23 protein-coding genes are annotated in these 24,316 nt (G+C 74.4%); 8 read left to right on the top strand and 15 right to left on the bottom strand.

From position 1 onward, the window contains the following. Positions 1 to 58: 58 nt before the first annotated feature. Together ACGFZF_RS36190 and ACGFZF_RS36185 are read right to left on the bottom strand one after the other, a co-directional pair. Complete coding sequence (locus ACGFZF_RS36190) at positions 59 to 835, bottom strand: polysaccharide deacetylase family protein (protein ID WP_393561374.1); 777 nt, start codon at positions 833 to 835, stop codon at positions 59 to 61. A 721-nt stretch (positions 836 to 1,556) separates the two neighbouring features. Beyond that, complete coding sequence (locus tag ACGFZF_RS36185; protein ID WP_393561373.1) at positions 1,557 to 1,934, bottom strand: hypothetical protein; 378 nt, start codon at positions 1,932 to 1,934, stop codon at positions 1,557 to 1,559. Positions 1,935 to 2,126: 192 nt separating this feature from the next. Between ACGFZF_RS36185 and ACGFZF_RS36180 the strand changes: the two genes are divergently transcribed. Then, complete coding sequence (locus ACGFZF_RS36180) at positions 2,127 to 2,756, top strand: DUF6328 family protein (protein ID WP_393561371.1); 630 nt, start codon at positions 2,127 to 2,129, stop codon at positions 2,754 to 2,756. 22 nt (positions 2,757 to 2,778) lie between these two features. Here the strand turns inward: ACGFZF_RS36180 and ACGFZF_RS36175 are convergent, their stop codons facing one another. From ACGFZF_RS36175 to ACGFZF_RS36165, 3 genes are all read right to left on the bottom strand, one after another. Next, the gene (locus ACGFZF_RS36175; protein WP_393561369.1) at positions 2,779 to 4,326 is read right to left on the bottom strand and encodes an ATP-dependent DNA ligase; all 1,548 of its coding nucleotides are present in this window, start codon (positions 4,324 to 4,326) and stop codon (positions 2,779 to 2,781) included. Positions 4,327 to 4,380: 54 nt separating this feature from the next. Next, on the bottom strand, positions 4,381 to 5,292 hold the full coding sequence (locus ACGFZF_RS36170; RefSeq protein ID WP_393561367.1) for a DUF6397 family protein: 912 nt from the start codon (positions 5,290 to 5,292) through the stop codon (positions 4,381 to 4,383). Between the two features lie 145 nt (positions 5,293 to 5,437). Continuing rightward, positions 5,438 to 5,851: a roadblock/LC7 domain-containing protein gene (locus ACGFZF_RS36165; RefSeq protein ID WP_393561365.1), complete on the bottom strand. Its 414-nt coding sequence runs from the start codon at positions 5,849 to 5,851 to the stop codon at positions 5,438 to 5,440. Between the two features lie 136 nt (positions 5,852 to 5,987). Here ACGFZF_RS36165 and ACGFZF_RS36160 point away from each other — a divergent pair, with 136 nt between their 5' ends. After that, a complete protein-coding gene (locus ACGFZF_RS36160; RefSeq protein ID WP_356605149.1) occupies positions 5,988 to 6,413 on the top strand; it encodes a PPOX class F420-dependent oxidoreductase in 426 nt (141 codons plus the stop codon). 155 nt (positions 6,414 to 6,568) lie between these two features. Here the strand turns inward: ACGFZF_RS36160 and ACGFZF_RS36155 are convergent, their stop codons facing one another. The 5 genes from ACGFZF_RS36155 to ACGFZF_RS36135 form a co-directional block, all read right to left on the bottom strand. Continuing rightward, on the bottom strand, positions 6,569 to 7,180 hold the full coding sequence (locus tag ACGFZF_RS36155; protein ID WP_393561363.1) for an ATP/GTP-binding protein: 612 nt from the start codon (positions 7,178 to 7,180) through the stop codon (positions 6,569 to 6,571). Then, the gene (locus ACGFZF_RS36150) at positions 7,161 to 7,586 is read right to left on the bottom strand and encodes a DUF742 domain-containing protein (RefSeq protein ID WP_147976457.1); all 426 of its coding nucleotides are present in this window, start codon (positions 7,584 to 7,586) and stop codon (positions 7,161 to 7,163) included. The genes ACGFZF_RS36155 and ACGFZF_RS36150 overlap by 20 nt, the downstream gene beginning before the upstream one ends. Positions 7,587 to 7,598: 12 nt before the next feature. Then, complete coding sequence (locus ACGFZF_RS36145) at positions 7,599 to 8,033, bottom strand: roadblock/LC7 domain-containing protein (protein ID WP_356605152.1); 435 nt, start codon at positions 8,031 to 8,033, stop codon at positions 7,599 to 7,601. Next, on the bottom strand, positions 8,030 to 10,858 hold the full coding sequence (locus tag ACGFZF_RS36140) for a nitrate- and nitrite sensing domain-containing protein (RefSeq protein ID WP_393561360.1): 2,829 nt from the start codon (positions 10,856 to 10,858) through the stop codon (positions 8,030 to 8,032). Before ACGFZF_RS36140 ends, ACGFZF_RS36145 begins: the two co-directional genes overlap by 4 nt. A gap of 297 nt (positions 10,859 to 11,155) precedes the next feature. Next, positions 11,156 to 12,088: an MHYT domain-containing protein gene (locus ACGFZF_RS36135; protein ID WP_393561358.1), complete on the bottom strand. Its 933-nt coding sequence runs from the start codon at positions 12,086 to 12,088 to the stop codon at positions 11,156 to 11,158. Between the two features lie 150 nt (positions 12,089 to 12,238). Between ACGFZF_RS36135 and ACGFZF_RS36130 the strand changes: the two genes are divergently transcribed. The 4 genes from ACGFZF_RS36130 (at position 12,239) to ACGFZF_RS36115 (ending at position 15,942) form a co-directional block, all read left to right on the top strand. Continuing rightward, positions 12,239 to 12,838 carry a class I SAM-dependent methyltransferase gene (locus tag ACGFZF_RS36130; protein ID WP_393561356.1) on the top strand — a complete coding sequence of 200 codons (600 nt, stop codon included), beginning with the start codon at positions 12,239 to 12,241 and terminating at the stop codon, positions 12,836 to 12,838. Positions 12,839 to 12,997: 159 nt separating this feature from the next. Further along, a complete protein-coding gene (locus ACGFZF_RS36125; RefSeq protein ID WP_393561355.1) occupies positions 12,998 to 13,312 on the top strand; it encodes a hypothetical protein in 315 nt (104 codons plus the stop codon). 219 nt (positions 13,313 to 13,531) lie between these two features. Next, positions 13,532 to 14,431, top strand: coding sequence for a hypothetical protein (locus ACGFZF_RS36120; protein ID WP_393561353.1), 900 nt, complete (start codon positions 13,532 to 13,534; stop codon positions 14,429 to 14,431). 137 nt (positions 14,432 to 14,568) lie between these two features. Continuing rightward, positions 14,569 to 15,942 carry a tannase/feruloyl esterase family alpha/beta hydrolase gene (locus ACGFZF_RS36115; protein WP_393561351.1) on the top strand — a complete coding sequence of 458 codons (1,374 nt, stop codon included), beginning with the start codon at positions 14,569 to 14,571 and terminating at the stop codon, positions 15,940 to 15,942. A 9-nt stretch (positions 15,943 to 15,951) separates the two neighbouring features. Here ACGFZF_RS36115 and ACGFZF_RS36110 read toward each other — a convergent pair whose 3' ends face one another. The 3 genes from ACGFZF_RS36110 to ACGFZF_RS36100 form a co-directional block, all read right to left on the bottom strand. Further along, positions 15,952 to 16,494, bottom strand: a complete 543-nt coding sequence (locus ACGFZF_RS36110; protein WP_393561349.1) for an MOSC domain-containing protein — start codon at positions 16,492 to 16,494, stop codon at positions 15,952 to 15,954. Positions 16,495 to 16,557: 63 nt separating this feature from the next. Then, on the bottom strand, positions 16,558 to 16,740 hold the full coding sequence (locus ACGFZF_RS36105) for a hypothetical protein (RefSeq protein WP_147976450.1): 183 nt from the start codon (positions 16,738 to 16,740) through the stop codon (positions 16,558 to 16,560). A gap of 39 nt (positions 16,741 to 16,779) precedes the next feature. Next, positions 16,780 to 17,868, bottom strand: a complete 1,089-nt coding sequence (locus tag ACGFZF_RS36100; protein ID WP_393561346.1) for a fatty acid desaturase family protein — start codon at positions 17,866 to 17,868, stop codon at positions 16,780 to 16,782. A gap of 293 nt (positions 17,869 to 18,161) precedes the next feature. Here ACGFZF_RS36100 and ACGFZF_RS36095 point away from each other — a divergent pair, with 293 nt between their 5' ends. Together ACGFZF_RS36095 and ACGFZF_RS36090 are read left to right on the top strand one after the other, a co-directional pair. Continuing rightward, on the top strand, positions 18,162 to 21,170 hold the full coding sequence (locus ACGFZF_RS36095) for a DEAD/DEAH box helicase (protein ID WP_393561344.1): 3,009 nt from the start codon (positions 18,162 to 18,164) through the stop codon (positions 21,168 to 21,170). After that, the gene (locus tag ACGFZF_RS36090) at positions 21,167 to 22,480 is read left to right on the top strand and encodes an SWF or SNF family helicase (RefSeq protein ID WP_393561342.1); all 1,314 of its coding nucleotides are present in this window, start codon (positions 21,167 to 21,169) and stop codon (positions 22,478 to 22,480) included. Before ACGFZF_RS36095 ends, ACGFZF_RS36090 begins: the two co-directional genes overlap by 4 nt. A 53-nt stretch (positions 22,481 to 22,533) precedes the next feature. Here ACGFZF_RS36090 and ACGFZF_RS36085 read toward each other — a convergent pair whose 3' ends face one another. Both ACGFZF_RS36085 and ACGFZF_RS36080 read right to left on the bottom strand, forming a co-directional pair. Beyond that, complete coding sequence (locus ACGFZF_RS36085; protein ID WP_393561340.1) at positions 22,534 to 23,280, bottom strand: hypothetical protein; 747 nt, start codon at positions 23,278 to 23,280, stop codon at positions 22,534 to 22,536. Positions 23,281 to 23,453: 173 nt separating this feature from the next. Continuing rightward, a complete protein-coding gene (locus tag ACGFZF_RS36080; protein ID WP_393561338.1) occupies positions 23,454 to 24,308 on the bottom strand; it encodes a bifunctional 5,10-methylenetetrahydrofolate dehydrogenase/5,10-methenyltetrahydrofolate cyclohydrolase in 855 nt (284 codons plus the stop codon). Positions 24,309 to 24,316 lie beyond the last annotated feature (8 nt).

Raw genomic sequence — 24,316 nt, 5'->3', positions numbered from 1 at the left:
TTCGAAGTGACCGATGTGAGTCACCTCACCCCTTTTCGCCTCGCCCGAACCCCTGGCCCTACGGGCGGTAGACGGTGCCCGGCTCGGCCGCGCCGGGGGCCAACAACTGGGGCACGGTCACGAATGTGAATCCTCGCCGCTTCAACTCGTCGATGATCCCCGGCACGGCCGGGACCGTCCCGTCGTAGATGTCGTGCAGCAGGATGATCCCGTCGCCCTGGGCGGCGTCGACGACCCGCTGACGTATGAGCGCGGAGTCGGTCGTGGAGTAGTCCTTGGCCGTGACGCTCCACAGGATCTGGGCGAGGCCGAGGTCACGGCTGACGTCGGAGACCGTGCCGTCGGTGCGGCCCTGCGGCGGACGCATGAGCGTGGGCGCGCGTCCGGTGATCTTCCGTATCGCCTCCTGGGTGCGGGAGAGCTCGTCCCGCACCTCGTCGGCGTCCAGGTCGGTCAGGATGCGGTGCGTCCAGGTGTGGTTGGCGACCTCGTGCCCCTCGTCCGCGATCCGCTTGACGACCTCGGGATACCGGTCGACGTGCTTCTTGCCGAGCAGGAAGAAGGTGGCCGGGACCTGCTTCTCCTTGAGGATGTCGAGGAGGTGGGGCGTGTCCTTGCCCGGGCCCGCGTCGAAGGTCAGGGCGATGCACTTGGCCCGGGCGCAGTCGACGGCCCCCTCGCCCCCGCCCCCCTTGGAGTCCGAGGCGGCCTTCCCGCGGGCGTCGCCGGGCGTGACCGGATCCACGCCGCACCCCGAGAGCGTGAGGATCAGAGAGGCCGCCGCCACAAGGGCGACGGCCGGAGCCCGGAACGCACCTGGCCTGGATCGGAACATGCTGGCAACCCGCTTTCCCCGTAGGTGATTTCGATCGACCCTTCGCGCCTGGTCAGAGCAGCGTCGAACGGCACGTCGAACACTCTACGTACGGTGTATACACGGCATGCATAGGGGGGTGCCCCGCCGGCGCCCGGGGCGTGGCGGTGTGCGGGGACGTCCGGCGAGCGGCCGGGAACGGCCCGGGGCGCGGGCGGGAACGGCCCGGGCGCGGGCGGATCAGGGAGGTGGGCGGGGTGGGCGGAGAGGTGCGTGGGGTGGGCGGGGAGGTGGGTGACGCGGAGGAGCGGTCGGCCTCCGCTCAGGGCCGACGTGGGCGCGGCGACACCACCGCGGCCCGGGACACCCCGCCGCGACGGGGTGGGCAGGTGAAGGCGCGCGGAGGAGAGGACGGTCAGGTCCGCTAGGGGGTGTCTTGTCGACCAGGCCGGACAACGAGCGGCGTCCTGGGGCTTCGGATCCAAGGCGGAGGAAGAAGGCATGGCGGAGCCATGCCGACCGACGACAACGCCGGAGACGGAGTCTCAGGACACCGCGAGCCCGGCAAGATCGGCAAGACACCCCCTAGGTGCGGGCGACCTGCGCTCGGCGGGGCCCGGGGCTGGTTCCGGACACAGGTGACCCCGGGCGGCGCCCGTCCGCTCCGCCCGGGGAGCAGGGATGCCGGGCCACGCCGCCGCGGCAACACCACTGGGAACTGCGGCGCGCGGCGGCCGGCGCGTCAGCGGGAGGCGAGCAGAAGGCGTGCCTCGGTCTCCTGGTCACCGGAGACCGACTCCTGCGAGCGGATGTCGAAGCTCGCGGCGAGGGTCTTCTCGACCTCCTCGACCGCGTGGTACCCACCGGTCAGCACCGCTCCGACCATGGCCGCGAGCGGAACCGGGCGGCTCTCCTCGTGACGGCCCGCGGCGGTGTCGAACGTGGCCATCCAGACGGTGGCCGCCGGCGCCGTGGCCGCCTGGGGGCCCGGCGCGGACATGTCCTCGAGTTCGTAGACGCGGTCGAGGGCGTCGAAGACGGCTTGGGCGTCCTCCCGGCGGCAGTCACTCAGCTGCACGGTGACGTCCGTGTCGATGTGCGTCTCGTACACGTCGCTCATCTCCTCGATGCACGGAAGGTCGCTCGTCGTGCCACGCTTCCAGCATCCCTCGTGGCGGGCCGTCCCGCGAGACCCGGCCGGGACGCGTGCGCCGTGCGGAGACGACGTCGCGGTGACAGCCTGGAGCGGGTACCCCGAGACCACGCGGGCGGACGGCGCGTCGGGCGCCGCGGGCGACACGCTGGAGGACGGATGGCCGAGCGGACGGGACGGCAGGTGCCGGCCGGCGACGGTCGGGGCCATGGCGACGGCGGCCACGGCGACGGGGACGGGGACGGGCTGATCCGCGGACGGCACGAGACGCCGAACGAACGGGCGGACCGGCGGTGGAGCGAGTTGATCCAGGAGATCAGGGTCGCCCAGACCGGGGTGCAGATCCTCTTCGGTTTCCTCCTCACCGTCGTCTTCACCACCCGCTTCCCGGAGTTGCAGTCCACCGACCGGACGATCTACATCGTCACCGTCTCGCTCGGGGCGGCGGCGACCGGAGCCTTGATCGGGCCTGTCTCCTTCCACCGGATCGTCGCGGGACGACGGATCAAACCGCAGGCCGTGGCATGGGCGTCCCGGCTGACCTTCGTGGGTCTGCTCCTCCTGCTCGCCACGCTGGGCTCGGCGCTCCTGCTGGTCCTGCGGGTCGCCACGGAGGCGGACTACGTGCCGTGGCTGGTGGCGGGGCTCGTCGCCTGGTGTGTGCTGTGCTGGTTCGCACTGCCCCTGTGGGTACGCGGCCGCTACACGAGCGGCACCCCCGACACCGCCTCGGAGCGGACGGCACCCGCGGAGAAGGCGGCCTCGGACGGCGAGCGAGAGGAGTCGTGAGCGCCGGCGGCCCCGGCCGGATTCAGGAGTCGCCCAGCACCTGACCGACGGTGTCGGCCTCGGTGGCCGCCTTGTCGGGTCGGTGGCGGACGACGCGGGCGAACCGCAGGGTGACCCCGGCGGGGTACCGGGTGGAACGCTGGAGGCCGTCGTAGGCGATCTCCACGACGAGCTCGGGGCGCACCCGTACGGTGAAACCGTCGTCCTCCAGGGCCAGTTCGCCCAGGCGCGCGGTCTGCCAGCGCAGCATCTCGTCGGTGAGGCCCTTGAAGGTCTTGCCGAGCATCACGAAGCCGCCGTCGGCGGCGCGGGCGCCGAGGTGGAGGTTGGACAGCTGACCGGTGCGGCGGCCGTGCCCCCATTCGGCGGCGAGGACGACGAGATCGAGCGTGTGCACGGGCTTCACCTTGAGCCACGTGCGGCCACGGCGGCCGGCGACGTACGGCGCGTCCAGTGCCTTCACCAGGACGCCTTCGTGCCCACGGGCGAGGGTGTCGCCGAAGAACCGCTCGGCGGCCTCGGTCTGGGCGGAGGACCCCGGATCGTCGACGACCGTGCGGCGGACCCGCAGGGCGTCGGGAAGGATCCGCGCGAGGACCTCGTGGCGCTCGTGACCGGGCCGGTCGATGAGAACCGCGCCGTCGGCGGCGAGGACGTCGAAGAACACGGGCGACAACGGCAGCGTCGCCCGAGCGGTGGCCACGTCGACGCGGGAGCCGACCCGGGAGGCGATGTCCTGGAACGGCATCGGCCGGCCGCTCCCGGGATCGAGCGCGATCACCTCCCCGTCGAGGATGAACGGGTCGGCCGTCATCCCGCGCGCGACATCGACGACTTCGGGGAGCCGGTCGGTGATGTCGTCCAGTGAGCGGGTGAACACCCTGACGTCGTCACCGCTGCGGTGCACCTGGATACGGATACCGTCCAGCTTCTCCTCCACGACGCAGGGACCGAGGCCGGTGACCGCCTCGGTGACGGAGGCGGCGGTGTGGGCGAGCATCGGGAACACGGGGCTGCCGACCCGCAGGGAGAACGCCTCCAGTGCGGCGGGGCCCTCGGCGAGAACGGCCCGGGCCACCCGGGGAAGCGACCCTTCGAGCATCACGGCCCGCCGCAGGTCGTCGGAGGGGACGCCGGCGGCCCGCGCCACCCCTTCGAGCGCGATGGCGTCGAGCGCCCCCTGCCGTACCTCTCCCGAGAGCAGCCGGAGCAGGAACTCCTGCTCGGCCGAAGTGGCCGCGGCCATGAGTTCCCTGACGCGCCGGACGCGCTCCGCCTGGGACCCGGCGCCGGAGACGGCGGCCAACTCGGTCATGGCCGCGTCGGTTCGGGCCAGGGTGAGTGTCGCCTGCTCGGCGGGGGGAACAGCGGGCGGGACGGCGTTCTTGAGGACGCTCCAGCCCACCCCGATGCGCCCCTGGGGAAGGCGCCCGGAGAGGTAGGCGATCACCAACGGGCTCTCCTCGGGCACGGCCTCGGAGAACAGCTCGGCAAGCACGGCGATCTTCCGTGAACGCGCCGAGGTGGTGGCGACCTGGTGGGAGGCGTCCGCGAGTCGGGCCAGCAGCATGCGCCCATCGTCCCCCCGCCGACGTCGGCACCGCACCTCGGACGCGCCCGGAAGTCAGCCTCTCTCCGGCACCTCCCGCCGGGCGGCCGTGCGGCCCTCCGGTCGTCTGCTCGCCGCCCGGCGGGGTGACCGCCTGCCACCGCTCGGGGACGGCCGCCGCGCCGGTGCCGGTGCCGGCTGTACCGCGCGGGCCCCGCGGGCCTCGTCCAGGGCGAGGGACAGACTCATGCCGTACCAGAGGATCTCGTCCGGTTCGGCCGCGAGGACGAGCCGGTCCACGATCTCGCGCCCGGCCACCGACTCCGGTCGTCCCGGCGGCGGTTCGGGTCGCAGCGTGTCGAGATGCGCGCGCTCACGGGGATCGCTGACGGCATCGGCGAGCAGGAGGGGGTCGAGGAGAGACGCGATCGCCGCGGCCCGCTCCCAGGGGTCCGCCGCCGCGCGCAGCAGGAGGCCGAGCCGCCGTGACCGCCAGTTCCGGGGACGCAGGTCCTCGCCCGCGTCGAGCCGCTCGCGCAACCCGTGGGGCAGCCGGCCGCGGAGCAGAGCGCCGTGAGCGGGCGCGAACTCGGCCAGCTCGCCCGCCGGATAGAGCCAGACCACCGCCCGGTAGCGGTTGAGACGGAACCGCACCGGGCTGAAGTGACCCGTCCGGGCCAGTCTGCCGAAGCGGTCGGGCGTCACCGAGAGGATCGCCGCGCCCTCCGCCGTACCCACCGTGCGGACCCTGTCGCGCAGGCCGGCCGGGAAGTCCGGGGCCGCTCTCAGCCGGTCGACCTCGCCCCGGTCCACCCGTCGCGGGGCGCCCCGCGCGCCGGCCGGCCGACCAGGCTCACCGGCGACGGCGCCCGGCACCGTACGGACAAGGCCCAGCTGGACGGCGAGCCGGAACTCGTCGCGCCTCAGTTCCAGTTCCCGCGCGGCACGCCCCAGCGCAAGCGTGCGCACGCTCTCTTCCACCGTCATGCGGTCCTCCCCCGTGAGTGACGGATACTCTCGGTGACGACCGTAGCTCTCGGTGACCCTTCTCCGCTCGGCCTGTGGACAACTCACCCCCGGCGCTCCGGCCGGCTGTGGACGGCAGGGTCGGCGGCCTGCGCGGCGCGCCGGGTCAGAGGGCGTCGAGACCCGCCCGGCCCGGCTGACGGGCGGCCACCCCGAGGTGCTCGCCGACGCGGTTCACCAGCAGCGTCATCTCGTAGGCGACCTGGCCCACGTCGGCCTCCGCGGCGCTCAGCACGCACAGGCAGCTGCCCTCGCCCGCCGCCGTCACGAAGAGCAGGGCGTCGTCGAACTCCACCATCGTCTGCCTGGCCCGGCCGGCCTTGAAGTGCCGGCCCGAGCCACGGGCCAGACTGTGCAGCCCGGAGGAGACCGCGGCCAGGTGCTCGGCGTCCTCGCGCTCCAGGTCGCTGCTCGCGCCCGTCACCAGTCCGTCGTTCGACAGCACCAGCGCGTGCTGTATGTACTCGACCCGTTGGGTCAGGTCGTCAAGGAGCCAATCCAGTCCCTTGTCCAACGCCATGTGTCGGTCCTCCCCCTGTGTGGTGCGTCCCCGTCGACCCGTAGTCCCCGCGGTCCGCGTGTCCCGGCAAGCCTTACGCACTGTCGTGGACAGAGCAAGCACCACCGGCCCCCCGTGCGTGCCGCAGGATGGACCCATGGCAAAGATGACCGAGGAACAGTGGCGGGCGTTCGTGTCCGCGGGCACCCGCACCGGCAAGCTGGCCACCGTGCGGAGCGACGGGAGTCCGCACGTCGTGCCGATCTGGTTCGTGCTCGACGGCGACGACGTGGTCTTCAACACCGGCAAGGGCACGGTGAAGGGCCGCAATCTGGCGCGGGACGGACGGGTCGCGCTGTGCGTGGACGACGACCGTCCGCCGTTCGCCTTCGTCACGCTCCGGGGCCGCGCCGAGATCAGCGAGGACCCGGCCGAACTGCGCCGCTGGGCGACCCGGATCGGCGGCCGCTACATGGGCGAGGACCGGGCCGAGGAGTTCGGCGCCCGCAACGCCGTCCCGGGCGAACTGCTGGTGCGCGTACGGATCGAGAAGGTGACCGCGGAGGGCGACGTCTCCGACTGACCGCCGGGGCGCCGGCCGCGGCGCCCGGCCGGACCCGCCGCTCGGGCCGCGGACCTCACGGCCGCGCCACGGCCGTCCGAACGAGGCACGCGTACCCGGCGCCCGCACGCCCCACGTCGCGGTGCCCCGCGGAGGCACCCGCCCGGACACGGCGCTCAGCCGACCGAGTCGAGCAGCCGGGCGGTGTGCATCCTCCCCGCGTACTCCACCAGCCGGATGAGGACCTCCTTGCCCGAGTCCCGGTCGCGCGCGTCGCACAGCACGACCGGCGTGCCGCGGTCCAGGTCGAGCGCCCGGGACACCTCGTGGGCACCGTAGTTGCGGGCGCCGGGAAAGCAGTTGACCGCGACGACGAAGGGGATCTTGCGGTGCTCGAAGTAGTCCACCGCGGGGAAGCAGTCCTCCAGGCGGCGGGTGTCCGCGAGCACGACGGCGCCGAGGGCCCCCTGGGACAGCTCGTCCCAGAGGAACCAGAAGCGGTCCTGCCCCGGCGTGCCGAAGAGGTACAGGGAGAGTCCTGAGCGGATCGTGATGCGGCCGAAGTCCATGGCCACCGTGGTCGTGCTCTTCTGGTCGACCCCTCCCGTGTCGTCGACCGACTCCCCGGCCCGGCTGAGCCGTTCCTCCGTCCGGAGCGGACGTATCTCACTGACCGCCCCCACCAGGGTGGTCTTCCCGACGCCGAACCCGCCGGCGACCAGGATCTTCAGCGCGAGGGACGTGGAGTCCACGCCGCCGCCGGTGCTCTCAGAGCGCTCGTAGGCCATCGATTACTTCCCTCAGGATCCGTTCGTCGGGGAGCTGTGCGGGCGGTACGGGCCTGCTCACCCTGACGAGGCCCGCTTCGAGGAGGTCTCCGAGGAGCACCCGGACGACTCCGACCGGCAGGTCGGCGTCGGCGGCGAGTTCCGCCACCGACTGGGTCTCGGCGCGGCACAGCGTGAGCAGGGCCCGGTGTTCCGGGCCGAGGAACCCTTCCTCGGCCCGGTCGGGCGGGTTGTCGTCGACGACGACGAGCGCGATGAGGTCGAACCGGACGTTGCTCGGTCCCGGCTTGGTGCGGCCGCCGGTCATCGCGTACGGGCGGACGAGCGGTCCGGCCTCCGCGTCGTACCACTGACCGCCCGGGGTCCCCGGGGCGCCCGGGCCCTGACCGGTCCTGTCGTCGTTCATCGGAGTCCCCGGTCAGCCGGCGGCCGGCGGGGTCGTGGTGAGCCTCGGCGGCGTGTGGAGGTGCTCGCCGACCCGCTTCACCAGACGGGCCATCTCGTAGGCGATGAGGCCGATGTCGGCGTGCACCGAGCTGAGGACCGCCAGGCAGGAGCCGTCCCCGGCGGCCGCGACGAAGAGGAAGCCGTCGTCCATCTCCACCATGGTCTGGCGCACTCCGCCGGTGTGGAACTGCCGCCCCGCGCCCTTGGCGAGGCTGTGGAACCCGGAGGCGATGGCCGCGAGGTGCTCGGCGTCCTCACGGCTGAGGCCGCTGGAGGAACCGACGGCGAGCCCGTCGTTCGACAGCACGACGGTGTGGCGGACCTCGCGGACGCGGACGACGAGGTCGTCGAGGAGCCAGTCCAGCTCACCGGAGCGGTGATGGGAGATCCTCTCGTGGTCGATCATGCGTGCTCTCCTTCATTGCCGAAGCCTGTTCCGAGGGGGCGTCTCGCGCCGGGGGCCGCGCCGCCGCCGCGGGTCCAGCCGTCGCGGTAGGCGGTCATACGGTCCCTGACCTGTTCGGGGGTGCGTTCGTCGGCGCCCTGAGACGCCGCGGTGGGCGCGGGGTCGGCCGGGGGCGCCTCGCGCAGCTGCGGGACGAGGTGGGCCTGGCGCACCCGGCGGGGCAGGTCGCTCCCGTCGTCGGCGGACGCGACCGGCGAGAGGGGCGGGGCCTGTGGCGGGGCGGCCGGTGGCGGGACGGCCGTCCGGGTGGGTCGGGACAGCTGCGCGGGTACGGGGGCCGGCGGGGACGCCGCTCCTCGTCCGGACCGGTCCTCGCCCGCCCCGGGGTCGGTGCCGGATCCCGCCCCGGGGTCGGCCCCGGGAGCTTTCCCGGCTCCGGGGGTCCGGGCGGGCCCGGGGGGCGACGGCGGTGGTCCCGAACGGCCGCGCAGCCGCAGGGAGGTGACGCCGGCGGGCGTCCCGTCGGCGGGTCCCGGCCGCTGTTCCTCGGGGGGCGCCGCGAGGGCCGGGATGCGGGGCGGCCGGGGCAGCGGCTGAGCCGGGGCGGAGGTCGGGGCGGTCCCGACGCCGGGGGCGCCCGACTGCCGTGGCGGCGCGCCCTCGGCGGGGTCCCGGTCGTCCACCGTCACCGTCGTCGCGTGGTGCCGGCCCCTGCCCGGCGGCAGCGCGCCCTGCAGCAGCTCGGTGGGGAGCAGGACGACCGCGGTCGTCCCGCCGTAGGGCGAGGTCCGGAGGTGGACCTTGATGTCGTGCCGCGAGGAGAGGCGGCTGACCACGAACAGGCCCAGCCGGTCGCTGTCGAAGAGGTCGAGGGCCTCGGACTGCCGGATCCTCGTGTTGGCCTCGGCGAGTGTCTCCTTGCCCATGCCGAGTCCCCGGTCCTCGATCTCCAGGGCGTAGCCGTTGCCGACGGGTTCACCGCTGATCCGGACCTTGGTGTGCGGCGGGGAGAACTGGGCGGCGTTCTCGACGAGTTCGGCGAGGAGGTGGGTGAGGTCGGCGACGGCGCCGCCGACGACGGCCGCCTCGGGGAGCCGCCGTACCTCGACGCGCGCGTAGTCCTCGATCTCGGAGACGGCGGCCCGTACGACGTTGGTCAGCGGGACGGGCATGCGCCAGGCCCGGCCGGGCGCGGCGCCCGAGAGGATGATCAGGCTCTCGGCGTGACGGCGCATCCGGGTGGTGAGGTGGTCGAGCCGGAAGAGATCGCCGAGTTCGTTCGGGTCGTCGGCGCGCCGCTCCATGCTGTCCAGCAGGTTGAGCTGGCGATGGACGAGGACCTGGCTGCGGCGGGCGAGGTTGACGAAGACGCCGGAGATGCCGTTGGCGAGTTCGGCGCGTTCGACGGCGGCGGACAGGGCCGCCCGGTGGACGGTGACGAGGGCTTCGCCGACCTGGCCGATCTCGTCCTGCGGGGCGGGGCCGGGCGGGGTCTCGGCCCGGACGTCGATCTCCTCCCCGGCCCGCAGTCGCCGCATGGCGGCGGGGAGTTTGCGGCGCGCGATCCCCAGGGCGGTGTTGCGCAGGCTGATGAGTTCGACGACCAGACCGCGGCCGATGCGTACGGAGATCACCAGCGAGGCGGCGACGGCGGCGAGGCCGAGGATGACCGCCGCTCCTCCGGGTGACAGGGCGCCGCCGCCGAAGGGGTCGGCGCGGTCGGCGGCGGCGCGGCGGGCGTCGTCCTCGATCGCGAGGAGTTCCTCGCGGACGGCGTCGTGGGCGTCGTCCCAGGCGGCGGAGGGCGATGCCTGGGCGGCCTTGCGTCCGGGCGCGGCGGCCCGGACGCGGTCCTCGGCGGCGGTGAGCTGCCCGTACGCGTGGCTGTCGGCGAGTTTCCGCCAGGCGGCGCGGTCGGGGGCGCGGAGGTCGGCGGTGGCCGAGGCGGCGAGGGCGCGGCGGGTCTCGACGACGCCGATGAAGTGCTGAAGCCTTTCTGCGTCGAGCTGACCGCCGAGTTGGGCAGCGCCGAGGAGGGCGTCCTCGCGGGAGAGCATCTCGCCGGCACGGGCGAATTCGAGCAGCACCCGGGCGTCGGTGCCGGGCTGTGCCTCCTGGACGCCGGTGAGGGCGCCCTCGATCGCGAAGGCGGAGGTGACGGCGGCGGTGTACTCCTCGTACACCTGCTTCCCGTCGGCGCCGCCTCCTCCTGCGGCGGCGGCCCTGAGCCGGCTGAGCCGGCCGACGGTGGTGACGAAGGAGCCGATGCGGTCGGCGACCTCGCGGGGCAGGTCGCCGGTGTCGCCGATGGTGTGCCGGTCGTCGAGGCGGAGCCGGTCGACGGCGGCGTCGGTGTCCCGCATCCGCTCCTTGAGCTCGGCGGCGCGCGCGGCGCCGGGCGCGACGGCCTGGCGGACGGCGGCGCCTCGCTCGTCCTGCAGGGCGGTGACGGCGGCGGCGACCGGCCGGCGGACGTCGGTGTCGACCCGCTGGAGCTGGCGCAGCCGGGCGATGTCCTGGGCGGTGGTGACGGTGGCGAACCCCCACAGGGCGAGGAGCGACACGACGGGGACCATCAGCAGGGAGACGATCTTCGCGCGGACGGTACGGGGGCGCAGTCCGCGGCGCTTGGGCAGGGTGCCCGGTCCGGCCGGGGCGGACTCCTCGGGCCGTTCGGGCTCTTCGGCCCGTCGGGCCCGGGGTTCGGGGGTGGGCACCGGTGGTTCGTCGGCGGGTGGCCCGGCGTGGGCGCGCCGCCCGCGTGCCGCCGTCGTGCGCGGCTGCGCCGTCGCGTCGGGGCGCTGGTTCCTGCGGGGAGTTCGCATGGCCTCCTCGTTTCCGGCTGCGTCTGTCCTGGTGCGTGTGCGGTGGGGCGGTGCCCGGGTGGGTCCGGCGCCCGGTCTGGGAGGGTGACCGGGCGCCGGACGGGGGCCGACCGTGGGGTCAGCCGTGCGGCGGGGGGGTGCCGCCGTCCGAGTACCGGCAGGAGGCCCGGGGAACCGTCCTCGGCACGGTCCGCGGGAGCGGTGCGTGCCGGGCGGGGCAGGTCCGGCCGGTGGTGGGGAGGTCGCGCCGGTTCGGCCGCGGGGCGCGGGGGAGGGCGCGCCAGGCGCATCGGGCGGTCATCCGCGGGCCTCCCGCCGGTGGTCGCGGGCCTCGTCGACCGGGCCCGCCGGGTAGGCGTAGGACGGTGGGGCCTCGGCGGCGCGTCCGGTCCCGGCGCCGTGCGCCCTTCCGGCGTCCGCGGCTCCGGGGCGGAATCCGGGCGGGGCGACGTCCACCGCGCGCTCGTCCGGTTCGGTGAGGCGTTCCGCCGAGGCGTAGGCCGCGCGTTCCCGTGCGGTCGGCGAGAGCGCCACGAAGGCCGAGGTGATGAAGAGGTAGGAGCCGAGCCCCACGGCCAGCGGGAAGACGAACTGCATCACCGTGGCGCCGGAGAGTTCCGTCGACGAGGGGACGACGTCGACGCGCACGGCGAACATCCCGGTGTAGTGCATGCTGCTGACCGCCGCGCCCATGACGAGCGAGGCGATCGCCACCGCGACCGGGGCGTGGATGTGGAGCGCCGCCCAGAGCGCCGCCGTCGCGGCGACGACCGCGATGACGACGGAGAGCGCGACGAGCATCGGGTCGTAGCGCACCTGTCCGTGCAGGCGCAGTGCGGCCATCCCCATGTAGTGCATGCTCGCGACGCCGATACCGGTGGTGAGCCCGCCGATGAGGAGCGATCCGACGCGGTCGCCGCCGTACCCGACGGCGAAGACGCCGACTCCGACGACGGCCATGGCGATCAGCAGGCTGAGGACGGTCAGGGGAACGTTGTAGCGGATGTCCGTCCCCGTCACCCCGAAGCCGAGCATGGCGACGAAGTGCATCGTCCAGATGCCGGTGCCGAGGGCGGACGCCGCGGTGAGCAGCCAGTTGCGCCGTGATCGGCCGGTCGTCTCGAGGGCTCGGACGGTGCAGCGCAGTCCGAGCGCGGCGCCGACGCAGGCCATCACGTACGACAGCGCGGGTGTCAGCCACCCGAAGGTGGCGTGGTCCAGGTGTCCCATGGCTCAGGGACGCTAGTCCTGTGAAGGGGGCGCACTGAGGGCGCATTTCGAAACCTGATGGAATATGACGCAGAGATGTTCCTGAACGATCGTGCAGCGCTCGAACGTGCGCGCAGAGCGTTCACCCTGAGGGTTGAGGAATATGGACACATGAACGACGACCCGACGCGTGTGCAGGAGTTCTTCGGCGTCCGCGCCGCCGGCTGGGACGCGCGGTTCCCCGACGACGGGCCCGCGTACGCCGCCGCCGTGCACGACCTCGGTCTGCGCCCCGGCGACGCCGTGCTGGACGCAGGCTGCGGCACCGGCCGCGCCTTGCCGCCCCTGCGCGAGGCCGTGGGGCACGGCGGAACGGTCCTGGGAGCCGACCTCACCCCCGAGATGCTCGACGCGGCGACCGCGGCCGGGCGGGACGGGGCCGGCACGCTGCTGCTCGCCGACGTCTCCCGGCTGCCGCTGCGCGACGGCGCGCTCGACGCGGTGTTCGGCGCAGGGCTCGTCTCCCATCTGGCCGACCCCGCCGCGGACCTGGCCGAACTGGCCCGCGTGGTGCGCCCCGGCGGCCGGCTCGCGCTCTTCCACCCCATCGGCCGGGCCGCGCTGGCGGCCCGGCACGGCCGCCGGGTCACCGAGGACGACCTGCGGGCCGAGCCCAACCTCCGCCCGGTGCTGGCCGGTTCCGGCTGGCGGATGGTCAGTTACGTGGACCGCGAAGACCGTTACCTCGTGATCGCCGTCCGCGAGGGCTGAACGCCGCGGCGAGCGGACCGCGGAGGCCACCCCGCCGCACGCCGGGCACGGCCCTCGGGCGGGCCGGTCACGGCCGCCCGGCACGCGCCCTTCTGCCACGCCCGTTCCGTGTCTACCGTGGAGGTGCCGGGCAGCCGTGCCCGGGGAAGGCGGCAGGCCGTGACGCGCGTACGTGATCGATTCCGCAGGCTTCTCCCCTCCACCCGCCCGGCCTCGCCCTCGGGACCGGGCACGCGCCGGCCGCGCCGGACCCACAACCTCTTCGAAGCGGCGGCGGTGTACGTGGCGGCCGGCGCCGAGGACGACGAGGAACGGGCGGACGAGGCGGCGGGCTGGGTCTCCCCCGACGCGCTCAGCTTCGGCATCAACGAGCTCGCCTGCCGGGCAGTGATCGCGCTCGCCCGCGAGCGCGACCAGTCGCCGGAGGCCGTGGCCCGCTCCCTGCTCGGCCTGCCCGAGACCCCGGCGGCCTGAGCCTGCGGCATCGCGCCTTCGGGCCTGATGCCGGAAAAGATCGGAGTGATGCCGGAAAACATCGGATCCGTGGGTGCACCGGATCCGCCGCCCGCGGTTCCGGCGGGCCCGGCCTGCCGGAATCGGGCGCGTCACTTTCGCCGTCTCCCGCCCGGGAACTCTCGACGCACGGGTTACCCACTGGTTAAGGTGCGCCGACGACCAGAAGGGGAGGCTGCCGTGGGTGGGACGGAACCTACCGCCGACGACGACGCGCTGTACGTGTTGACGGCGGTGCTGCTGACGCCTGCGCGGTTCCCGAGCGTGCTCGGCGACGACTATCCGGCGGCGTGCGCGGCGCTGGAGCTGGAGCCGTACGCCGAGGGGTACGGACTCGTGCTCGGCCAGGACGGCGAGGGCGCCCGGTGGACGGTGATCGTCGACGACGTCTCGCTGGTCGCGGTGGCGATCGCTTCCTGGGACTGCGGCATGGCCTACGACCTCTCCCCGGACGAGCGCTCCGTCGTGGCCGCCCTGCCGGGCTGGCCGCTCGCGGTCGCCTCGGCGGCCCCCGACCTTCCGGCCCCGCACGATCCGGAGCCGGAGCAGGGCGCGCGGACGGCGCTCGCCCCGCCGTCCGAGGACGCCTGGGGCCCGGCCCAGCGCCGGCTCGGCGCCGACGAGGTGGCGCTCCAGTGGGCCGCGTGGCGGGCCCGGATGGACGGCCCCGACGACGCCCCCGACGAGGCCGGCGAAGCGGCCGACACCGTCCCGGCGACGGCGGTCCGCGAGGACGCCGGCCCGGCCCCGGCCGCCGCGGCGGACACCGGGAACCCGGACCCCGAGGGCGCAGGCGCGGCTCCCGCCGACCCGTACGACGGCGTCCGCCGGGCCCTCGCCGAGCTGCGCGGGTATCTGGAGGAGGCGCCGCCGGTCGGACGGGTGCGGTCGAGCTTCGCCACCGGTGACGCGCGGATGCTGCGGGCCGACGGCCCCGGCTGGTCGCTGGTCGCCCGGACCGACGACATGGCCTTCGTCCTCCTGGACGACGAACCGCGCGAGGTCCTCCCGGTGGCGCGGGGGCCGAAGCTGCCCGCCCTCCTGGAAGCGCTGGAGGCGATGGCCGTCCGCCCCTCCTGACCGGAGGGCACCACATGGGCCGTCGGCCCGAGGTGTGGCCCCGGACCATGGCCGCGCGGCAGGAGCGCCCCGCACGATGTGGCGGCGCGCCCCACGGGTGACGCATTCCCGTCCCCCCGTCCCACCGGAGGCCGTCCATGCGCCCCATCCGAGGCGTTCCCCTGCTCGCCGCGCTCCTGACGGGTCTGACCGTCCTCGGCCCCGCCGCCCCGGCCGGGGCCGAGGACGGCGGCCCGTCCTGTGCCCGTCAGGAGCGGCTGCGCGTCCCCGGCGCGGAGCGCCAGCGGACCGCCTGCCTCGGCGATCTGACCACCGCCGGGCTGGCCGGCACCGCCTACACCGACATGGCCGACCAGGCAGGTCTCTCGGCGAAGGGCACGAGGAACCCGTCCGGGGTCCCCGGCATCCAGATCGACGGCTACTTCCCCGACGACTCCCGTCTCAACGCCACCCACGGCTGGGCCCACGACTCCCAGTTCGTCATCCGGCTCCCCGAGCGCTGGAACGGCGGCCTGGTCGTCACGGGGGCGCCCGGCACCCGGCGCCAGTACTCCACCGACACCCTGATCTCGGACCACGTCCTCGCCCAGGGCTTCGCCTACGCCGCCACCGACAAGGGCAACACCGGACCGGACTTCTTCACCGACGGCAGGGAGCCGGGTGACGCGGTGGCCGAGTGGAACCACCGGGTGACCGAGCTGACCAGGGCCGCCAAGCAGGCCGTCGGGCAGCGCTACGGCCACGCCCCGCGCCGCACCTACATGACCGGCATCTCCAACGCCGGCTACCTGACCCGCTGGCAGCTGGAGAACCGTCCCGAGCTGTACGACGGGGGCGTGGACTGGGAGGGCGTCCTGTGGACGACCCGGGGCCCGAACCTGCTGACGAGCCTGCCGGTGACCGTGGCGCGTTCCTTCGGGCGGGCGACCGACGACGATCTGGTCGCGGCCGGTTTCGCGCCGGGCTCGGCGTTCCTGTGGCCGTACCACGAGAAGGCGTACTGGGGGCTGACCCAGAAGATCTTCCGGGCGGAGTTCGACCCGTCGTACGACCCGGGCTGCCCGGGCACCACCGCCGGGACCACCGTCGAGCAGATCCTGGCGCCCTGCGCGTCGGACGCCGCCTACGACTACGCCACGCGTCCCCGCGCGGTCCGGCGGGCCGTGGCGAAGGTCGCGCTCACCGGACGGATCGGCAAGCCGCTCATCACCCTGCACGGCGACCTGGACACGCTGCTGCCGATCGCGACCGACTCGGACGTGTACGAGGAGATGGTCGGCGCGCGCGGCCGGGACCGCCTCCACCGGTACTACACGGTGCAGGGCGGCACCCACACCGACGCCCTGTACGACACGTACCCGGACCGGCTGCGGCCGATCCTGCCCTGCTACCGCTCGGCGTTCGCGGCGCTGACCCGGTGGGTGGAGGCGGGCACGGCACCGCCCGCCGACCGCACGATCGCGCGGCCCGCGGGCGGTGACCCGGTCAACTCCTGCGCGCTGGAGGAGTAGGGAGCGGGTTCAGACCATCTCCAGGGGACGGTGCGGCTCGGCCGGGAGCTCGATCGTGATCGGGTCGCCGGGCCGCACCTCCCCGCCGGTCAGCACGACGCTCATGATGCCGGCCTTGCGGACGATCCGGCCGTCCTCGTCGCGGCCGAGGACCTGCTTGAGGAGTCCGTGGCGGTAGGTGTCGATCTGCGCGCACGGGTTGCGGAGCCCGGTGACCTCGACCACGGCCTCGGCGCCGAGCCGCAGGCGGGTCCCGGTGGGCAGGCCGAGCAGGTCGATCCCCCGCGTCGTGACGTTCTCGCCGAGCGCGCCGGGCGCCACCTCGAAGCCGGCGCCGGCGACCTCGTCGAGGAGTTCGGCGTGGATGAGGTGCACCTGGCGCAGGTTCGGCACGGTCGGGTCCTTCGCGACCCGCGAGCGGTGCTTGACCGTCACCCCCGCGTGGACGTCCCCTTCCACGCCGAGCCCGGCCAGCAGCGTGATGCTGTCCCGGTTCGGCTTGGTGAACGCGTACTCGCCGTTGCTGCTGACCGTCGTGACCGTGCCGCTCATGACGCGGAGCTCCCCTCTCCCGAACAGATGATCACTTGCGACTCTACGGGAGGGCCTTCGGCATCAGCGACGGAGTTCCTTGCGGGAGATCCGGCGCAGCCGGCGCCGCTGGCCGGGGTCGAGGGCCAGGTAGGCCACGGCGGGGACGCCGAGGATCACGAGCAGCGACATCCAGAATCCGATGAGGGGGATGAGGAGCAGGCCGACGGCCACTCCCCCGATCACGATCTTCGTGCGTGTCGTCATGGTTCCGACGCCTCCTTCTCAGGCCGCCGCCGACAGCGTTCAGGCTGCCGTGCGAAGCGGCTCGCCGACCTCGTGGAGATGACCGAGCGCCTGCCGGTAGGACTCGACGAAACCGGTCTCCGTGTAGGGGATACCCAGTGTGCGGCAATGGGCACGCACGGCGGGCTGGGCGAGGCGGAGATGCGGCCGGGGCATGCTCGGGAAGAGGTGGTGCTCGATCTGGTAGTTCAGTCCGCCGAGGAACCAGTCGGTGAGGGCGCCGCCGCGGATGTTGCGCGAGGTGAGCACCTGCCGGCGCAGATGGCCCCAGCTGTCGCCGTCGGGGTGGGCGTCCGGCATCTCCATGCCCTTGTGGTTCGGGGCGAAGGCCATGCCGAGGTGGAGGCCGAGGAGCATCTGGTGGATCAGGGCGAAGACCAGGGCCTGTCCGAGGGTGAGGCTGGTCAGGAGCAGCGTGGCGTAGCCGGCGACGTGGGCGCAGAGGAGGGCGCCTTCGACGAGCCGGTCGCGGCGGGTGCGGTAGGGGCCGTCCGCGGAGAACAGTGCCTGGAAGCCGTAGACCTTGAGGGCGATGCCCTCCAGGGTGGTCAGCGGGAAGAACAGCCACGCCTGGTGGCGGGTGAGCCAGCCGCGCAGGCCCGTGCGGCCCGCCGTCTGGTGCTGGGCGAAGACGAGGATGTCGGCGGCGACGTCCGGATCCTTCTCCAGGTGGTTGGGGTGGGCGTGGTGGCGGTTGTGCTTGTCGTTCCACCACTCCTGGCTCATGCCGAGCAGGAGGTTGGCGTGGACGAGCTGGAGGGCCCGGTTGCGCTTGCGGTGCGCGCTGATCTGGGAGTGGCCGGCGTCGTGTCCGACGAAGGCGGCCCGGGCGGAGAAGAGGGCGAGCGGGACGGCCAGCGGCAGGGCCCACCAGGTCGGGCCGAGGAGGACCAGTCCGACGGCCACCGCGGTGAGGGCGAGGAGGTTGACGGTGATTCCGCGGGCGTACCAGCCTGCCCGGCGGTCGAGCAGCCCCTGCTCCTTGACCGTGCGCAGCAGGGGGCCGAACTCGCTGCCCCCGGCGCCGCGCCGGGCGGCTGCGGCGGGGGCCTTCTCGGGGGCCGTGAGCGTGGCGGTGGCCTGGGGCATGGAGGTCTCCGGTGTCCGTGGCGGGGCCTGGGCGCTGGCTGCGCGGCCTGGGTCGAACGTACGGATCGGTGATCGCCCGCGGCCATGGCGGCATCCCCCGGAATCCCGGGGGGATGCCCGGGTGCGGGGGGTGGGGCTGGCCCCACCGTCGGGGGCGGCGGCCGCGGGGATCGGCCGGGGCGCTCCCGAAACGGGGCGGTGTGAGCCGGATCACGGTGTTTCCGTTCCCGGTCCGCCCGGCGGTTCGGGTACCCTCGGCCGCTCGACCCCAGTAGTCAAATTTGAGGAATGCGTTGACGCTGTCGCAGAGCCCTGATGAACTCGCCCGCCGTTCCGCCGTCTTCCTGCCCGCCGACCCCCCGCGCGAAGGCCGGATCGCCTTCTGGTCGTCGGAGGGGGACGAGAACGCGCGGGCCGGTCGGGAGGCGCGCGGGACGCAAGGAGCGCAGGAGGACCGGAAGGACGCGGACCGTCGGGTGGCCGAGGACGGGCTGACCACGGTGACCGTGGTGACCGAGGATCTCGACACCCGCACGGTGCCGGCGCTGCTCCTCCCCGTTCGGGAGGCCCTGCCGCTGCTGACCCGGGCCCGGCTGCACGACCACGCCTCGCCGTCCACCGCCTTCTGGGGCGCCGCCGCCCTGCTCGCCCTCGGGTTCGTCGCCCGGGGGCTCGTCCTGCCCGGTCTCACCCCGACCGACCACGACGCCTGGCGGGCCGGCCCCCTCGGCCCCGAGGAGGTCTCGGCCCTGCGCACGCTGGCCGCCTCGATGCCGCCGTCCGCCCACGCGGCACCGCTGCCCGGGCCGGTGCGCACGACGATGCCGCCGGACGGCCCGGACGCCCTGCGGCTGCCCGAGCCGGAGGGCCTGCTGCGTGCGTTCGTCGACGCCGTCGCCGACACGCTGCCCCGTACGCCGGCCGCACCGCTCGCCGCCGGCGGCCCCGCCTTCGCCGCGCCCGAGCCGCAGACGCTGCCCGGTCAGCGGCCGTGGGCGGCCGACGTGGCCGCCGGCCACGACGCGGGCGTACGCCTCTCCCTGCGCATCGAGCTGCCCGGGCTCGGCGCGCTCGTGGAGGGCTCCGACGCGTCCGACGGGGCGCCGTCCGAGGGGCCGGAGGCGCCGGCCTTCCGGGCTGTGCTGCAGATCCACAGCGTCGCCGACCCCGCGCTCGCCGCCGACGCGGCCGAGATCTGGGCCGGATCGGGCCCGTCCGGCGCCGCGTTCGGCCCGCGCGCCCGGCTGGACGCCCTCCTCGCCCTGCGCCGCGCCGCCCGCGCCTGGCCTCCGTTGGCCCCGCTGCTCTCGGCGGCGGTCCCGGACGCCGTGGAACTGGCCGACGAGGAGGTCACGGAACTCCTCGGTCCGGCCGCCCGGGCCCTCGCCGCCACCGGCGTACGGATCCACTGGCCGCGCGAACTCGCCCACCGGCTCACGACGACCGCGGTGATCGGGCCTCCGGACGAACCGGCCCGCGAGGCCGGCCAGGACGCCGCGGGCACGAACGACGGCGAGCCGGGGGCCGGACTCTCCGGGCTCCCGTCGTTCCTGTCCGCCGACGCCCTCCTGGCCTTCAACTGGCGCTTCGCGCTGGGCGACCGGGAGCTGTCCCGCGCGGAGCTGGACCTTTTGGCCGAGTCCGCCCGCCCCCTGGTCAGGCTGCGGGACCGGTGGGTCCTGATCGACCCCGCCGAACTCCGGCGTGCGCGCGCCGCGCAGGACCACAAGGTCACCCCGGTCGACGCGCTCGGCGCCGTCCTGACCGGCACCACCGAGGTCGCCGGCCGCCGCGTCGAGGTCCGGGCGACCGGCGCGCTGGAACAGCTGCGCGCCCGGCTGGCCGATCCGGAGGGCGGCCGGCAGGAGGTCGCCCAGCCCGCGGCGCTCGCCGCGACGCTCCGCGACTACCAGCTGCGCGGCCTGAACTGGCTCCACCGGATGACCTCCCTGGGTCTCGGCGGCTGCCTCGCCGACGACATGGGACTGGGCAAGACGATCACCCTCATCGCCCTCCACCTGCACCGGCAGACCGACCCGTCCGCCGCCGGACCCACGCTCGTCGTCTGCCCGACCTCGCTCATGGGCAACTGGCAGCGCGAGATCGAGCGGTTCGCGCCGGGCACCCCCGTACGCCGCTTCCACGGCGCGGCCCGCGGTCTGGAGGGGCTCGCGGACGGCGAGTTCGTCCTCACCACCTACGGCACCATGCGGCTGGACACGGCGCGACTCGCCGCCCCGGCCTGGGGCCTGGTCGTCGCGGACGAGGCCCAGCACGTCAAGAACCCGTACTCCGCCACCGCGAAGCAGCTCCGCACGATCGGCACCAAGGCGCGCGTCGCACTGTCCGGAACGCCCGTGGAGAACAACCTCTCCGAGCTGTGGGCGATCCTCGACTGGACGACCCCCGGCCTCCTCGGCAGGCTCGGCACCTTCCGGTCCCGGTACGCCTCCGCCGTCGAGGGCGGCCGGGACCCGGCCGCCGCGGAACGGCTCTCGTCACTGGTCCGCCCGTTCCTGCTGCGCCGGAGGAAGTCGGACCCCGGCATCGCCCCCGAGCTGCCGCCGAAGACCGAGACCGACCGCGCCGTCTCCCTGACGAAGGAACAGGCCGGCCTGTACGAGGCGGTGGTGCGCGAGACCCTCGCGGCGATCGCCGAGGCCGACGGCATGGAACGGCGCGGACTGGTCGTGAAACTGCTGACCGGCCTCAAGCAGATCTGCAACCACCCGGCCCAGTACCTGAAGGAGGAGCGTCCCCTGATCGAGGGCCGCTCGGGGAAGCTGGAGCTGCTGGACGAGCTGCTGGACACGATCCTCGCCGAGGACGCGAGCGTGCTGGTCTTCACCCAGTACGTGCAGATGGCGCGGCTGCTCGAACGGCACCTGGCGACCCGGGGCGTGCGGACGCAGTTCCTGCACGGCGGGACGCCGGTCGCCGAGCGGGAGGCGATGGTGGCCCGCTTCCAGGACGGCGAGGTGCCCGTGTTCCTGCTGTCGCTGAAGGCCGCGGGCACCGGCCTCAACCTCACCCGGGCCGGTCACGTCGTGCACTACGACCGCTGGTGGAACCCGGCGGTGGAGGCGCAGGCGACCGACCGGGCCTACCGCATCGGGCAGACCCAGCCGGTCCAGGTCCACCGGCTGATCGCCGAGGGCACCATCGAGGACCGCATCGCCGACATGCTGGTCCGCAAAAGGGAGTTGGCCGACGCCGTGCTCGGCGCGGGCGAGGCGGCACTGACCGAGCTGACGGATGCCGAACTGGCCGATCTGGTGGGGCTGCGAGGGGACGGACGATGAGCGGGTACGAGACCGGGGGCACGGCGGGCCGGCACGACGAGGAGCGGACCTTCGCGGCGCTGCCGCCGGCGCGCGGTTCCGCGTTCGCCCGGACGTGGTGGGGCCGGGCGTGGCTGAAGGCGCTGGAGGACACCGCGCTCGACAACCAGCAGCTGAAGCAGGGGCGCCGCCACGCGCGCGAGGGCGCGGTGGGCGCCGTGTCCGTCCGCCCGGGCCGGATCACCGCGGTGGTCAAGGACCGGGACGGCACCGGGTACCGCAGTGACGTGCTGCTGCAGGAACTGTCGGAGGAGGAGTGGGACCGGTTGCTGGACCTGGCGGTGGACAGCGCGGGGCACATCGCGGCGCTGCTCGACCGTGACATGCCTCCGCACCTGGTCGAGGACGCTGCGGCGGCCGGGCTCGAACTCCTCCCGGGCATCGGCGACCTGGACCCGGAATGCGGCTGCGAGGCATGGGACCACTGCCCGCACACGGCCGCGCTGTGCTACCAGGTGGCGCGGCTGCTGGACGAGGACCCGTTCGTCCTGCTGCTGATGCGGGGGCGGGGCGAGCGGGCGGTGCTGGACGAGCTCCAGGAGCGCAGCGCGTCGCGTGCGACGGGGACGGGGTCCGCGACGGAGGGGCCGGACGCCCCTTCCGCGGGGGTGTCCGCGCGGGAGGCGTTCGCCGCGCGGGACATCCTGCCGCCGTTGCCGGCGCCGCCCACGCTGCCGTCGGTCCCGGGCGAGCCGCCGTCGCTCGACACCGAGACGGACCCGGAACCGGGTGTCGACGCGGCGGCGCTGGAGTTCCTGGCGGCCGACGCGGCCTCCCGGGCCCACCGGATGCTGGCGGCGGCGCTGGCGCCGGGGCACGAACGGCAGCCCGTGGAGGCGGATCTGACGATCGGCCAGGACGCGGTACGGCTGGTCGCGACCGGGACGCCGACGTCGTCGATCACGGCCCGGCTGGCCGCCGGGTCCGGGCGCCGGCGGACCGATCTTGAGCCGGCCGCGCGAGCGTGGCGAGTGGGCGGCGCTCCCGCCCTGGCCGCTCTGGAGGAGGAGTGGGATCCGGAACCGGAGCTGCTCGGCCGGGCGAAGGCGCAGCTCGCGCAGGCGTGGGAGGGTGCCGGGCCGAGGCCGGTACTGCGCCCGGCAGGGACCGGCCGCTGGACGGTGGTCGGCGCGGAGGCCCAGCTGCGGCTCGCCGCGGACGGCCGCTGGTGGGCGTGCCGCAAGGAACGGGACCGGTGGGTTCCGGCGGGTCCGTCGGACTCCGACCCGGCGGCGGCGCTGGCCGCGGTGCTCGCGGCGGGTGACGACTGAGACCGGCGGCGCCGGCGGCGGGTGAGGAGCGGGGAGGGGTCAGGGGCGGGACGTCACAGGAGCGGTGCCGTGAGCTTGCGTAGGGCCGCCGTGGCGTCGTCCCCGGTGTCGGCGTCGTCGCCGGTCCCGGACCCGGTACCGGCGTTCACCGCGAGGCTGCAGGTCACGGTGTCGGTGCCGAGCAGGTAGCTGGTGCGGAACGGGTACTGGACGAAGGTGGTCCAGCGGGTGCCGCGCGGCTGGTCGGCGGCCTTGCGGCGCAGGAGGTCGCGGCAGAGCGACGCGGCCGCGTCGCGCACCGCCTCGTCGGAGTCGTGGTCGCCGGTCAGCCGGAGTACGGCCACGACCTGGGCGTCGTGGGGCCGGACGCAGGAGCGCCGGGTGACGGTGCCGGGCGCGGACCGGTCGATGTCGAAGCACTCCCCCGCCCGGAGCCGGTCGAACGGCACGGGCGACGGCGCCGGCGACGGGCTGCGGGAGGGCCGCGGGGTGGGCGCGGTGCCGCGCGGCCGGGTTCGGGCCGGTGCGGGTGTGGTGGCGGGGACGCGGGAAGGGCTCCGGGTGGTCGCGATCCCGCCCTGCGGTGCGGGCCGGCGTCCGGCGGCCTGGGTGGTCCGTTCCTCGCCGGGCGCGCCGAGCCGGGTGGCGTCCCCCGGCCGCGCGTCCCGGCCTCCGTCACGGCTCGCGACCAGGGCCGCCGCCACGAGGGCGACGGCCGACAGGACCAGGAGCGGGACGAGGAGGTACCGGAGAGGTGACGACCGGTCGGCGGAGAGCGGGGCCATGGTGACCAGCGTCACCTCCTTTTCGTCATCTCACGCTCTTTGAAGGCGAGTTGAAGCACGTCCCGTACGGAATCGTGACAATCCACGATTCCGTACGGGCTGTTCGCCGTGGCGGCAAGTGTGCGGGAGGGCGTCCCGTCGATCAAGCCCGGCGGTCCCGGGGACCTGCGATCGGTCGGGGGCGGGACCTACAGGCCCAGCTGCCGCTCGGCCGCCTCGACGGTCTGGGCCAGCAGTACGGCGATCGTCATCGGGCCCACGCCGCCCGGTACCGGGGTGATGAGGGAGGCCCTCCCGGCGGCCGACGCGAAGTCGACGTCCCCGACGTTGCCGGGGTTGTAGCCGGCGTCGACGACGACCGCGCCCGGCTTGATGTCCTCGCCCCTGATGAAGTTCGGCTTGCCGACCGCCGCCACGAGGACGTCGGCCTCGCGGACGACCGAGGAGAGGTCGGTGGTGCGGGAGTGGCAGTACGTGACGGTGGCGTCCCGGCCGAGCAGCAGGAGGCCCGCCGGCTTGCCGAGGATCGCCGAACGGCCGACGACGACCGCCCGCTTGCCGCTGAGGGACACCTCGTACGCGTCGAGGAGGCGCATGATGCCGCCGGGCGTGCAGGAGACGAAGCCGGGCAGACCGAAGCCCATCGCGGCGAACGACGCCATGGTCACACCGTCCACGTCCTTCTCCGGGGCGATGGCCTCGAAGGCGGCGCGCTCGTCGATGTGCGGCCCGACCGGATGCTGCAGCAGGATGCCGTGGACCTCGGGGTCCGTGGAGAGCGCGGTGATCGCGGCGACGAGTTCCCCGGTCGTCGTCTCGGCGGGCAACTCGACGTGGCGGGAGCGGATTCCGGCCTTCGCGCAGCGGTTCTGCTTCATCTTCACGTAGGTGACGGAGGCCGGATCGGCGCCGACGAGCACGGTGGCGAGGCAGGGCGTGACCCCGGTGCGGCGGGTGACCTCGGCGGCACGTGCCGCGGTCTCCTCGACCGTGCGGCGGGCGAGCGTGGTGCCGTCCATGAGGGAGGCGGTGCTGGTGGACATGGGCCACT

Origin of the sequence: Streptomyces sp. NPDC048338 (assembly GCF_043201055.1) — a bacterium.
Lineage (GTDB): Bacteria > Actinomycetota > Actinomycetes > Streptomycetales > Streptomycetaceae > Streptomyces.
Note: the sequence above shows the minus strand (reverse complement) of the source record. Positions and strands in the feature narration are given on the sequence as shown.